Origin of the sequence: Dietzia sp. DQ12-76 (genome assembly GCF_014145045.1) — a bacterium.
Taxonomy (GTDB): Bacteria; Actinomycetota; Actinomycetes; order Mycobacteriales; family Mycobacteriaceae; genus Dietzia.
In genome coordinates this window covers 1-11,728 of the sequence record NZ_JAALDV010000012.1, presented here as the reverse complement: position 1 = coordinate 11,728, position 11,728 = coordinate 1, and the positions used below count along the sequence as shown (strand labels likewise).

Sequence of the window (11,728 nt, the reverse complement as noted above, 5' to 3'; positions counted from 1 at the left end):
CCGACCGGCGCTCTCCGCCTCGCCGCTTCACCGGGCCGGCGCCCGCCTCAGCGCACTCGCCCACGCCGTCGAGCACCTGCCGCTCCTACGCCGCGGGGAGGATCCCACCACCCGCACGGAGAACCGATGACCCGGCCACCTCCTCCCGGCGCGTCGGACAACCCGCCACCCGACACGGTCGACGCCCTCATCGTGGGCGGTGGACCGGCGGGGCTCTCCGCTGCGACATGGCTCGGCCGGTATCGACGTTCCACCCTGCTCGTCGACGCCGGAGGCCAACGCAACCTGTCCGCCGAGAGGATCCACGGCATTCTCGGCACAGGCCCGGCCACACCGGACGAGTTCTACGCCGACGCCCACGACGGCCTGCGCCGCTATCCGACCGTGCGGAGACTCGACGGTCTCGTCTCGGAGCTGACCAGGGAATCCGACGATCGCTTCGTCGCCCGCATCGCACCGGCCACGACATCGGACGACGGGGACGGGGCCCCGATGTCCGTCACCGCCACGCGGGTCATCCTCGCCACCGGAGTGCGAGACCGGCTCCCCGAGCTCGACGGGATCGACCGACACTACGGTGTCGACGTCCACCACTGCCCCGCCTGCGACGGCCTCACCGCCGCAGATCAGCGGGTCATCGTGCTCGGCGCCGGTGCGCATGTTCCCGCGTACGCCTCGGAACTACTGGACTGGGCGTCCGAGGTCGTGATCATCACCGAGAGCGACTCCGACCCGGCCTTCGACGACGATCAGCGCGCCGCCTGCGCCGTACACGACATCCAGGTGGTCGACGGCGTCGCCCGGGAACTGGTGGGCGAACCCGGTGCACTGCAGGGCGTGCGCCTGGCCGACGGCACCATGATCACCGGATCGAAGGTGTTCTTCTCCTACGCGCACCATCCGACGAACGACCTCGCGAAGGCCCTGGGCTGCCGGATCGACGACGAGGGCGGCCTCTCGGTCAACGCGTTGCAACTGACCAGCGTGGCCGGTGTGTACGCCGCCGGTGACATCGTGACCGGTCTGCAACTCGTCCCGATCGCCGTGGGCACCGGGGCCGCGGCGGGCGTGGCCTGCGCGACCTCGTTGCGGGGACACTCCACCGCGGCAGACGTCCCCGACGCGGCGCCCCCGACGCGGACCTTCACGCGGCCGGACAGCTAGCGCCACTGCAGGGGGCGGGGCGAGAGCATCCTCCCCCGGACGTGGAAGGAATCCGGGCAGGTGTAACGCCTGTGGCCATGGTCTTGACGCGAGAGCCGACCTACAGCGGGAGCAGGGCGCTCGCCAGACCTAGCGCCGCGCATGCGCCGAGAATGCGTAGGACTGGCCAGCGCAGGCTGAAGGTCAGTAGCAGGGCTATCAGGGTGATACCCACCGCCACCGGGTTCACGGACGCCAGGTCGGGGACGGTCATCTGCACCGGCCCCCAGGTCCAGACTCTGGTGTCGGTGAACAGGGTGTTGAGCGCGAAGTACAAGGCAAGGTTGGCGATCACCCCTACAACGGCGGCGGTGATGCCTGCCAACGCCGCGGAGATCGCGGTGTTGTGACGCAGCCGTTCGACGTACGGGGCACCCAACAGGATGAACAAGAAGCAGGGCACGAAGGTCACCCAGGTGACCAACAGCGCTCCGAGCACCGCAGCGACCCAAGGGTCCAGTCCGCCGGGATTGCGGTAGGCGGCGAGGAACCCCACGAACTGCACCACCATGATCAACGGACCCGGTGTCGTCTCGGCCAGAGCCAGACCCCGCACCATCTCCCCCGGCGCCAGCCACCCGTACGTCTCAACCGCCTGCTGCGCGATGAACGCCAACACCGCGTAGGCGCCGCCGAAGGTGACCACCGCGGTCAGCGAGAAGAACAGCCCCTGGGTCGTAAAGATGCTCTGCCCTCCGAACACCGCCACGAACGCCAGGATCGGAGCCCCCCACAATCCCAGTCCGATCGTCAGTATCCGCACGAAGCGACCACGGGTGGGCCGGTCGTCGTGCAGCGCGTCATCGGAGATGACCGGAGCCGGACCGGACCGATCGTCCGCACTGTGGGGTGGTTCGGCAAAGCCCGGCACCCGGCGGGAGAGGATCCAGCCCGCGAACGCAGCCAGGGCGATCACGACGGGGAACGGCACCGCGAACACGGCCAACGCCACGAAGGCACCCACGGCGAGGACGATGAGCGACCCGTGGGTCAGCGACCTGCCGGCAACTCGAAGAACGGCCTGGGCGACGATGGCCAACACCGCCGGAGCGAGCCCGGCAAACACGGCAGAGACCACGGTGGTGTCACCATAGGCGACATAGATCGCCGACAACGCGCCTAGTGTGACGACCCCGGGAAGCACGAACAGTGTGCCGGCGGCGATCCCGCCTCGAGTGCCGTTGAGCAACCATCCCAGATAGATCGACAGCTGCTGGGCCTCGGGCCCGGGCAGCAGCATGCAGTAGTTCAGGGCGTGATTGAACCGCCGCTGCCCGATCCACCGCCGGTCTTCGACGAGGACTCGTTGCATGACGGCGATCTGTCCGGCCGGGCCACCGAAGGTCTGCAGGGAGATCAGGAACCAGACCCAGACGGCCTCCCGGAAGGGCACTAGGTCTCGAACAGCTGGAGAACCGGGTGAGCGACCATCGGGATCTGTCGGCACGTGCTCGTGGGGTGCTTCGCTCATGCGGGGTCACGCCCGATCAGGGACTGACGGCGGTAGTACTCGTAGAGCCCGTCGAAGACCGGTCCGGACACGGCCATCGTCTCTTCGTCGCTACCGATCATCGACAGCCCGCGCAGGACCACATCCATTCCGGGCGCTTCCGGGGCGTCATACCGTTCGTCTTCCAGGTCGACTTCGTGGACGATCTCAGCGATCCGCCATAGGGCCGGGTCGGTGAGCTCGTAACGGCGCAAGATGGTCTCGAAGCTGCAGTCACCGCCGTGGTGCCCCAACTCGACGCCACGCATGTCGAAAGCGATCGCCTGGTCAGGCACCTCCGCGGGGTCGGCGACGAACACGAACTCGGCTTCGGGGTCGATGTGCCGACGAATCAGCCAAGCGCATGCGGCCCGGTCGATGTGGATTCCGGCTCGGGTGGACCATTTCATGTTCGCTCCTGATCGGTGTGACTGGGGTGTAACGCCTCCACCGCGTCCCGGGCCAACCGGCGCTCGGGCGGGGGAAAATAATCGCGTCGGGTGATGCGGCGCAGATGGGAACGCAAGCGCGTCAACGCGCGAAGGCGCTCCGGCTCGGCTGCGCCCAGAGCGGCGACGGCCTCAGACCGGACGGCGAGATACTCCGCCGCTCGATCCTGAACCATGGCCTCCACCAACCGATACTCCTGCGAAAGAGAAGCGGGCCTGGCCATCCACACGGTCGCCGACCCCGCGGCCTCGATGACCTCCTCGGCGATCCAGTCCAAGTACTCCCGGGTGCGCGCATTAGCGGGCAGAGCGACCAACCCGTCACCGACCTGCGCCACCCCGAGCCTCTTGAGCTTGCGCCACACTGCGATCCGCGGCGTCGAGGGCTCGCGAGGTATCCGATAGCTCAACAACACCCACTCCCCCGGTCCGGAATCCACCACGACACCCCTCACCCGGCCCACAGGCCCCGCAGACACACCATAATGCAACCACGGTTACAGCTGGACTCGTGGCGAATCGCAGACGGTCAGACCGCCGGACTTCTCGGGGCGCACAGGTCACTTCGAGCTCTGGGCGCTCCGTTGTCCAGGCGGCGCACGCGAGACCCACTACGGGAAGTACTCGATGTGGGGAACGCGAGTCAAATCTTTCGATCGGGCAGATCGCGTCCCTTCTGGGTTCCGCTGATCGTCGCTAGCGTTCGGCCCACTCGACTATCCACTCATTCAGGAGTTTCGTCATGACCCGGTTCGCCGAACCCTTCCGCCGCCTCGCCGTTCTCGCTGTTGCCCCGATGCTGATGATGGCGGCGGCCTGTGGAGGCGATGCGGAGGGCGACGCTTCCGGGGGCCAGACCTTCGTCTTGAAGGTCACCGACGGCGCCAACGCGGGCCCCTTGGCTGTGGGCAAGCGAGACGGCAGTTTCGACGAGGCTCTCGCGCCGCTCGGGGCGCGTGTGGAGTGGGTCGAGGCGGCTCCCAGTGTGAGCGCCAACCTGAAGCTCTTCAGCACCGGTGAGCTCGACGTCTCCGAGGGCGCATTCAGCCCTGTCGTCGGCGCCCTGTCCAAAGACGTCGACCTCCGGATCGTGGCGGCCGCCGAGCAGGGGGGTCAGGATCAGAGCGGCATCATCGCCCGGCCGGATTCCGGCATCGACTCGGTCGAGGATCTGGAGGGCAAGCGAGTGGCCGTGAATCCTGCCGCCAAGGGCGAGTATCTCACGCTGCTCGCGCTGGAGCAGGCCGGCGTCCCGGTCGACTCTGTCGATCGGGTGCCGCTGCAGATCAAGGACGGTGCCTCGGCATTCTCGACCGGTCAGGTCGACGCCTGGGCCTCGTTCAACGCCCCCTACCAGGAGGCCAAGGCGAACGGCGCCGTGGAACTGGTCAACGAAGGCGACCTCGGTTCGCAGGACCGCAAGGTCCTCCTCGTTCGGGGGTCGGTGGCGGAGGAGCGCCCCGATGTGGTGGCCGCGTTCCTCGAGACTCTGCAGGACCTGGTGATCCGGCAGGCCTCTGAGCCGGAGAACTTCCAGAACGTCTTCACCACCACCGGCCCGACCGCGCTGACCGGCACCCGACTGGAGGATGCGATCGCTGTTGGCCGCCAGGCACTGCCCCCGATCCCGCCGGGTGAGGACGAGGCCGCCGCGCTCGAGGAGGTTTCCCGCGTGTTCACCGAGTACGGCGTCACACCCGATCAGCTCTCCGCGCAGGATGTCTTCCTCGACCTGCGTCCGCTCGTCTCCCCCGAGCAGGCCGCCCGGATAGATCGTGGTGAGGGACAGTGACGGGCACCGTCGTCTCGGGCGTCCCCGTTGACGCCGCGTCGACGGGAGATGCGGACACAGGCCGGGCTCGGTCCGTGGTCCCCGTCGAGACCCCCAAAGTGCGGACGAATTCACCCCGCCCGTGGTGGCTCTCGCTCACCCTTCGGGTCTCCGTACCGGCCGCGATCGTCGCTGCGTGGTGGATCGGTTCGGCCGCCGGGTTCATCCCACCGGAGATCCTCGCCGGTCCGCCCTCGGTGTGGACCGCCGGCGTGGAACTCACCCAGTCCGGTGAACTCGCCGCCTTCGCCGCCGCGTCCTTCCAGCGCGCCGCGATCGGCGTCACCCTGGGTGTCCTGATTGGGCTGGTGTGCGGCGCTCTGGCAGGACTGTACGCCCTGGGCGAGGAACTCATCGACGCCACCATGCAGATAAATCGGGCGATCCCGTTCTTGGCCCTGGTGCCGCTGTTCATCGCGTGGTTCGGGATCGACGAGGGGTTCAAGATCGTCCTCATCGCCGTGGCGACAGTGAGCCCGATGTACGCCTACACCTATCTGGGCGTACGCAACGTCGACCGCAAGATGGTCGAGGCCGCCCGCAGCTACGGGCTCACCGGACCGGCGCTGATCTTCGGCGCCATACTCCCCTCGGCGCTGCCGAGCATCCTCATGGCTTTGCGGATCTGCCTCTCCATCAGCATCACAGGCCTCATCGCCGCCGAGCAGATCGGCACCCGGGAGGGCATCGGCTACCTCGCCACCATGGCGCAGGAGTACAACCGCACCGACTACATGGTCCTGTGTGTGGCCCTGTACGCCCTGCTGGGGCTGGCCTTCGATGCAGTCGTCCGCGTCATCGAGAAGACCGCCATGCCGTGGCGGGGACAGGTGGCAAACCGATGAGCCTCATCCCGGTCGACATCAACGCGGGCAGCGTCAGTTCTGGCAGAGCAACCGAGCTGCCGCCGCTGCGCGACCGCACCCCCACCGCGGACAGCGCGCGAGAACGGCGCCAAGGGCGCCCCGTCGCCGTGTCCCTGCGGGGCCTGAGTAAGAGCTTCGGCCCCAAGGTCGTATTGCAGGACATCGACCTGGACATCCACAGCGGGGAGTTCGTGGTGCTGCTGGGTCCCAGCGGCACCGGGAAGACGACCTTGCTCCGTCTACTCGACGGGCTCGAGAGCCCGGACTCCGGCGAGATCCGCGTCCCCCGCGCCCGAACCACCGTCTATCAGGAACCGCGGCTCATCCCATCCAAGAGGGTGCTCGGGAACGTCACCCTCGGTCAGCGTCGCTCGGCCGCCCACCGCGAGGCCGCAATACGGGCTCTCGGGGAGGTGGGCCTGGCCGACCGAGCCGGCCAGTGGCCCGCCACGCTCTCCGGCGGCGAGGCGCAGCGCGTCGCACTGGCCCGGGCCTTGGTCAGGGAGCCGGACCTACTCCTGCTCGACGAGCCCTTCGCCGCGCTGGACGCGCTCACACGGCTCCAGATGCAGGACCTCGTGGGCGACCTCGTGGCCACCCACAGCCCCGCCGTGCTCATGGTGACCCATGACGTCGACGAAGCCGTTCGGTTGGCCGACCGGGTGCTTGTCCTCGACGACGGACGGATCGCACTCGACGTCGACATCGACCTGGCCCGCCCCCGCGACCGGAGCGACCCCGGCGCACTCACCTACCGCACCCAGTTCCTCGCCCGTCTCGGCGTGGGGCGTCTTTCCACCGACAGGAACCACCAATGACCATCGACACCCTCTGGTACACCCGCTGCCCGGTGCCCACGGCGAGCGGTATCGCCCACGGACTCGGCACGCTCGCCCACGCCGCCGCGGGCGCGGGCCTGGACTTCCGAATCCTCCAGGACGCGGACGCCGCGACCGCCCTGCATCACTTCGACCACCAGTTGCCCGGGTTGATCCGCGAGGGCGGCAACGTTCCCGCCCTGGCCGCCCGCGCGGCCGGCGCCCCCACCCGTCTCATAGGACTGACCTGGGTCGACGAGGCCCAACAGATCCTCGTGGCCCCCACCTCCGACATCACTTCCGCTGCTGACCTGGCCGGTCGCCGCATCGCCATCCCCGCGTGGGCCGCCGACGGAGCCCGGAGCTTCCCGCGGGCCATGGCCCTGCACGGCTTCTCCTCGACGCTTGCCCTGGCCGGGCTCACGCTGGCCGACGTCGTGGTCGTCGAGGTGGACGTGGAGCGCACTCCCGAGGTCCGCGACAGCGCCGATCACGACAGGGCTGACCGGGGGCGATCCATCACCACCGCCGGGGTGGCCGAGCTCCTGGCCGGTGAGGTGGACGCCATCTACGTTAAGGGTGCCCGCGGCCGCGACGTGGCCCGCGAGCACGGGCTGCGGGTCGCCGTGGACCTCGACACCGCCACCACCCCGCGTGGCCGGGTCAACAACGGCACACCCCGACCGATCACCGTCCATGAACAGCTCCTGGCCGATCATCCCGAGGTGGTGGAGGAGTTCCTCGTCCGCAGTCTCCATGCCGCGGCTTGGGCGGCCACCGACCTCGAGGGCGTCCGCGGCCTGCTGGCACGCGAGACCTTCGCCGAGGGCCCCGGGGTGGTGGACGCCTACGGCGAGACCCTCCACCTGGGCCTTGTCCCCACCCTGGACGCCGAACGGCTCGACCTGCTCGCAGTGCAGGAGCAGTTCCTTTACACCCACGGTTTCCTCGCCGGCCGTGTCGACGTCGCGGCCTGGGCCGACCCGGCACCGCTCGAGCGTGCCCTCGCCACCGCCGCCGCACGCCGGGCCACCCATACAGCGGGAGTGAGCGAATGAGCGAGTTCGTCTGGCAGTTGCCCTCCCGCGGGGACGGGCGCAGCGCTCGGGCCGCCGAACGCACCCGCGGCGGCTTCGGCGAGCCCGCCTCCACCATCGCCACCGACATCCGGCGAACCAGTCCGTTCGACAATCTCGACCAGGTCATCGACGCCGCCGAACTCACCGGATGGGACGGGGTCCTCGCACCGTTCGACCCCCTCGGTGAGGAGTCCTGGGTGGTCACCGCCTCCGCGCTGCGCGCCACCCGCTACCTCCGTGGCGTGGTGGAGTTCACCCCGACCTTCGGCACCCCGGTCTACGCAGCAAAGATGTCCGCCACCCTCCAGACCGTCTCCTCCGGGCGGCTCGACTGGCGAATCCACGTGGACGTCGACCCTGACCAAGCCCGGGCACTCGGCGACGACGTCACCGGAGAGGAGCGCTACCGACGGGCGGATGAGTTCCTCACCGTCGCCCGCAGCGTATGGAACGCGGCCCCTGTGCCCGGCGCCGGGTTCCGCGGCACCGGCGCCGCCCACTCCGGCGAGTACTTCCATGTCCTCGATGGCGGTTTCCGCGGCATCCTCTCGGGCCGCCCATTCCCCCGGATCCTGCTCTCCGGGTCCTCGGAAGCGGCACTGCAGCTGTCCTCGGCTCACGCTGACATCCACCTGCTCACCCTTGACGATGACCCGGCACTCGGTGCCGAAATACAGCACCGAGCGGCCGACCACGGCCGGACCGTGCGGCTGGGTCTGGAGCTGCCGGTGGTCGCACGGGAGACCGACGACGAAGCCTGGTCCCGGATCGACCGGCTACTCCACCAGGTCCACCCGGACGCCCCCGCCGCGGGTCCGGACCCCGACGCACGCCCGGACGAGTGGGCCGGCTTCGACGCCTTCGGCTACCCGACCGCCCGCGGCCTCGTCGGCTCGTACGACCGGGTAGCCCGACGATTCGCCGAGTGGTCGCACACCGGGATCGACTACTTCGTGGTGAGCGGGCATCCCCACATTGACGAGCTCCATCGGGGCGGGGAGCACTGGCTGCACCTCGCCGACCCGGCCGGACGCACGCTCACCGCCGAGGAGGCCAGCGCATGACGCTCGATTTCTACTGGCGCATCGGGATGGAGGGAGACCACGCGTCGCTCCGGACCCCTCGGCGCTACAACCGCGGTAACGCCGGCGGGTACGCGGCCGGCAACATCGCACCCGCCATCCGACAGGGTCGACTGGACTCCTACAGCTACATCGATCACGTGGCCGCGGTGGCCCGGGCCAGCGAATCGGCCGGGTTCCTCGGCGGCCTGCTCCCGTCATTTCCCGTCACAGACGACCCCTGGGCCACGGCAGCGGCCCTTGCCCGCGAGACCAGCACGTATCGGTTCATGGTCGCCTTCCAACCGGGCTTCCTGCACCCGGTCCAGGCCGCGCGGATGACGGCGAGTATGCAGCGCGCCACCGGTGGCAGGTTGCTCTACAACGTCATCAGCGGAGGCGGCGGTCCCGCCCAACTGTGGTGGGGCGACAAAGTCGACCACGACGACCGCTACGCCCGAACGAGCGAGTTCCTCGACGTTCTCAAAGGGGTGTGGGACGGCGAGCCCTTCGACTACGACGGCCGCTTCTACCGCACCCGCGGCGCCGCGCTCCCGCCCGGCCTCGCCGGCCAGGCGTTCCCGGAATTGTTCTTCTCCGGGTCCTCCGGCGCGGCCGTGGACGCGGCGGGCCGGCACAGCGACTACTACCTCTCGTGGCTGGAGCCGTTCGCCGACCTCACCGCCAAATTCGACGGCGTCAGGGCCCACTCAGAGAGGATCGGGCGACGGCCCCGGTTCGCGGTACGGATCGACATCGTCGCCCGCCACACCGAGGAGGCCGCCTGGGCGGAGATCGAGAAGGGCTGGGCCTTCGTCGACCGCGAGGCCGCGCGCTCCGCCGCCCAGGGTGACTCGGTGGGCGCCGCCCGCATCGCAGGTTGGGTTCCGGAGACCATCAACGGTTACCGGGACCTCGAGGTTCAACCAAACGTGTGGGCCGGCTTCAACCTCATCCGCGGCGGGCCAGCGTTGGGGCTGGTCGGCAGCTACGAGCAGGTCGCCGAACGGCTGGACGAGCTCGTCGCCCTGGGCGTCGATGCCTTCATCCTCGCCGGTAACCCCCACCTCGAAGAGGCCTACCGCGTGGGTGAGGAAGTCCTGCCCCTTCTCGGCCGGCACCGCCTCACCCCGCCTGACTCACCCCATGCACATGCCGGACTCCCCGGCCGGCTTAACAAAGCCGGGCGAGAGTCCGGTACCGAGCACGTCCATACCGAGCATCACCTCACCACCACCGGAAGGATCCCATCATGACCACCGTCGAACCCCATCTCTCCACCGACGTCCTCGAGTTCGCCGCCACCGCGGCCCGCGATGCGGAGACCGCCTACCGCGTGTTCCACGAGACCGGCACCGTGCGCGGTAGCGGCACAGTGAACTTTGTCGAGCGCGTGCCCGGCCAGGACCTCGCCGTCCAGCTCAACCCCCCGGGCCCCTGGTCCACCGAGACAGCCATCGAACCGGTCATCGCGACCTTCGACGGGCAGATCCTCTCCGGTCGCGGCCACGCCGCATTCGTCCCGACCTTCGGCCGAGTCTTCCGCGAGCGCCCCGAGATCACTTCCGCGGTGCACGTGCACTCCCCATGGCTCGGCGGCTGGGCACAGACCCACCAGCCCCTACCCATCCGCTACGCGGCCTCCCAGCGACTCACCCTTTCCCGGCAGATCTACCCCCACCTGGACCGCTCGGTGAACGCGGGCGACTTCATCCTCGAAAAACTCCAGATCGACCCGGATCTGGTGGCGATTTTCGAGGCCAACGGCGGCTCCCACGTGATCGGCCGCTCCGGACTGATCACTCTCGCGAAGTTCGTCGTACTGCTGGAGGAAGGCGCCAATTACCAGGCGATTGGCGACACCCTCGGCGGCTCCCAGGAGTTCGACGAGACGAACCTCGTGGAACAGTGGTCCCGGACCGGACTGCTGGAGGAAGCCCGCACCCGAGGCCTGGTCTCAAGGTAAGTCAACCCTGGGGGCGAGAGGCCCGCCCAAGCTCCACCGGGAAGTCCCGGAACCAGCGGATGATCCCCTATCCCCTACAAGCCTCCCCGGCCGGGCGCTGGCGGTTCTCGCCGCCTGCGCCCGGTCGGCGCGAGGGCCCCGGCGGCGGTTCAAACGAGAAACGGCACCCTTCAGGAGTACATGCGCGGGTGCAGCCGGCCGATGTACGGCAGGTCGCGGTAGCGCTCGGCGAAGTCCAAGCCGTAGCCCACCACGAACTCGTTGGGGATGTCGAACCCGATCTCGAGGATGTCCAGATCGGCCTTGACCGCGTCGGGCTTGCGCAGCAGGGTGACGATCTCCAGCGAGCGCGGGTTGCGGGTCCGCAGGTTGCGCATCAGCCACGACAGGGTCAGGCCCGAGTCGATGATGTCCTCGACGATGATCACGTCGCGGTCCGCGATGTCACGGTCGAGGTCCTTGAGGATCCGCACCACTCCCGAGGAGCTGGTGGAGGAGCCGTAGGAGCTGACCGCCATGAACTCCAACTCGGAGGGGATGGTCAGCGCGCGGGCGAAGTCGGAGACGAAGATCGCCGCGCCCTTGAGCACGGCGACCAGCACGACCTCCTGCTCGGAGTCCCGGTAGCGCTCCCCGATCTTCGCGCCCATCTCGGCGATCCGGTCGCGGATCGCATCGGTGTCGATGAGCACCGACTCGATCTCGTCGGCGTACTTGTCCGTGCTCATCTACGTCCCCGCTCCGCTCGCCCGGTCTATCTCCAGGACCACCTTTCCATGCCGCCGCCGAGCGACCAACCTGCCCCGGCCCGCCGTCACACCCGACGCGTCCGAGCCCGCGCCCGCACTCGTCTCCGTGCCTGTGCCCGGTCCAGTGCCCCCCACCGCCACTCCCCCCTGCCCGTGCCAGTCGGTGACCAGCGCCGCCACCGCCGACAGGTGCGCGTACGTGGGCGACGGGCAGCCG

12 protein-coding genes are annotated in these 11,728 nt (G+C 69.1%); 8 read left to right on the top strand and 4 right to left on the bottom strand.

Annotated elements, in window-relative coordinates:
* Positions 1-126: 126 nt before the first annotated feature.
* Positions 127-1,164, top strand: coding sequence for an NAD(P)/FAD-dependent oxidoreductase (locus G6019_RS00540; RefSeq protein ID WP_182626898.1), 1,038 nt, complete (start codon positions 127-129; stop codon positions 1,162-1,164).
* Positions 1,165-1,264: 100 nt separating this feature from the next.
* On the opposite strand, the gene chrA is transcribed toward G6019_RS00540, so the two are convergent.
* From chrA to G6019_RS00525, 3 genes are read right to left on the bottom strand one after another with little or no spacing between them, the layout of a single operon-like run.
* Entirely contained in the window at positions 1,265-2,674 is a 1,410-nt protein-coding gene (chrA, locus tag G6019_RS00535; protein WP_194305308.1) for a chromate efflux transporter, read from the bottom strand.
* Positions 2,671-3,102: a chromate resistance protein ChrB domain-containing protein gene (locus tag G6019_RS00530; RefSeq protein ID WP_182612729.1), complete on the bottom strand. Its 432-nt coding sequence runs from the start codon at positions 3,100-3,102 to the stop codon at positions 2,671-2,673. The genes chrA and G6019_RS00530 overlap by 4 nt, the downstream gene beginning before the upstream one ends.
* Positions 3,099-3,581: a Chromate resistance protein ChrB gene (locus G6019_RS00525; RefSeq protein ID WP_309230108.1), complete on the bottom strand. Its 483-nt coding sequence runs from the start codon at positions 3,579-3,581 to the stop codon at positions 3,099-3,101. The genes G6019_RS00530 and G6019_RS00525 overlap by 4 nt, the downstream gene beginning before the upstream one ends.
* A gap of 302 nt (positions 3,582-3,883) precedes the next feature.
* Here G6019_RS00525 and G6019_RS00520 point away from each other — a divergent pair, with 302 nt between their 5' ends.
* From G6019_RS00520 to G6019_RS00490, 7 genes are all read left to right on the top strand, one after another.
* Positions 3,884-4,933: an NrtA/SsuA/CpmA family ABC transporter substrate-binding protein gene (locus G6019_RS00520; protein ID WP_182612730.1), complete on the top strand. Its 1,050-nt coding sequence runs from the start codon at positions 3,884-3,886 to the stop codon at positions 4,931-4,933.
* A 74-nt stretch (positions 4,934-5,007) separates the two neighbouring features.
* On the top strand, positions 5,008-5,817 hold the full coding sequence (locus tag G6019_RS00515) for an ABC transporter permease (protein ID WP_182612738.1): 810 nt from the start codon (positions 5,008-5,010) through the stop codon (positions 5,815-5,817).
* A complete protein-coding gene (locus G6019_RS00510; protein WP_182612731.1) occupies positions 5,814-6,656 on the top strand; it encodes an ABC transporter ATP-binding protein in 843 nt (280 codons plus the stop codon). The genes G6019_RS00515 and G6019_RS00510 overlap by 4 nt, the downstream gene beginning before the upstream one ends.
* Positions 6,653-7,714, top strand: coding sequence for an ABC transporter substrate-binding protein (locus G6019_RS00505; protein ID WP_182612732.1), 1,062 nt, complete (start codon positions 6,653-6,655; stop codon positions 7,712-7,714). The genes G6019_RS00510 and G6019_RS00505 overlap by 4 nt, the downstream gene beginning before the upstream one ends.
* Positions 7,711-8,799, top strand: coding sequence for an LLM class flavin-dependent oxidoreductase (locus G6019_RS00500; RefSeq protein WP_182612733.1), 1,089 nt, complete (start codon positions 7,711-7,713; stop codon positions 8,797-8,799). Before G6019_RS00505 ends, G6019_RS00500 begins: the two co-directional genes overlap by 4 nt.
* Positions 8,796-10,052 (top strand): LLM class flavin-dependent oxidoreductase, encoded by a 1,257-nt coding sequence (locus tag G6019_RS00495; RefSeq protein ID WP_182612734.1) that lies wholly within the window; start codon positions 8,796-8,798, stop codon positions 10,050-10,052. Before G6019_RS00500 ends, G6019_RS00495 begins: the two co-directional genes overlap by 4 nt.
* Positions 10,049-10,762: a class II aldolase/adducin family protein gene (locus G6019_RS00490; RefSeq protein WP_182612735.1), complete on the top strand. Its 714-nt coding sequence runs from the start codon at positions 10,049-10,051 to the stop codon at positions 10,760-10,762. Before G6019_RS00495 ends, G6019_RS00490 begins: the two co-directional genes overlap by 4 nt.
* A gap of 170 nt (positions 10,763-10,932) precedes the next feature.
* Here the strand turns inward: G6019_RS00490 and hpt are convergent, their stop codons facing one another.
* On the bottom strand, positions 10,933-11,490 hold the full coding sequence (gene hpt, locus G6019_RS00485; RefSeq protein ID WP_017835929.1) for a hypoxanthine phosphoribosyltransferase: 558 nt from the start codon (positions 11,488-11,490) through the stop codon (positions 10,933-10,935).
* Positions 11,491-11,728 lie beyond the last annotated feature (238 nt).

Coding starts and splice junctions, on each gene's coding strand:
- G6019_RS00540 (WP_182626898.1), top strand. CDS start 127: ATGACCCGGCCACCTCCTCCCGGCGCGTCGGACAACCCGCCACCCGAC.
- chrA (WP_194305308.1), bottom strand. CDS start 2,674: ATGAGCGAAGCACCCCACGAGCACGTGCCGACAGATCCCGATGGTCGC.
- G6019_RS00530 (WP_182612729.1), bottom strand. CDS start 3,102: ATGAAATGGTCCACCCGAGCCGGAATCCACATCGACCGGGCCGCATGC.
- G6019_RS00520 (WP_182612730.1), top strand. CDS start 3,884: ATGACCCGGTTCGCCGAACCCTTCCGCCGCCTCGCCGTTCTCGCTGTT.
- G6019_RS00510 (WP_182612731.1), top strand. CDS start 5,814: ATGAGCCTCATCCCGGTCGACATCAACGCGGGCAGCGTCAGTTCTGGC.
- G6019_RS00505 (WP_182612732.1), top strand. CDS start 6,653: ATGACCATCGACACCCTCTGGTACACCCGCTGCCCGGTGCCCACGGCG.
- G6019_RS00500 (WP_182612733.1), top strand. CDS start 7,711: ATGAGCGAGTTCGTCTGGCAGTTGCCCTCCCGCGGGGACGGGCGCAGC.
- G6019_RS00495 (WP_182612734.1), top strand. CDS start 8,796: ATGACGCTCGATTTCTACTGGCGCATCGGGATGGAGGGAGACCACGCG.
- G6019_RS00490 (WP_182612735.1), top strand. CDS start 10,049: ATGACCACCGTCGAACCCCATCTCTCCACCGACGTCCTCGAGTTCGCC.
- hpt (WP_017835929.1), bottom strand. CDS start 11,490: ATGAGCACGGACAAGTACGCCGACGAGATCGAGTCGGTGCTCATCGAC.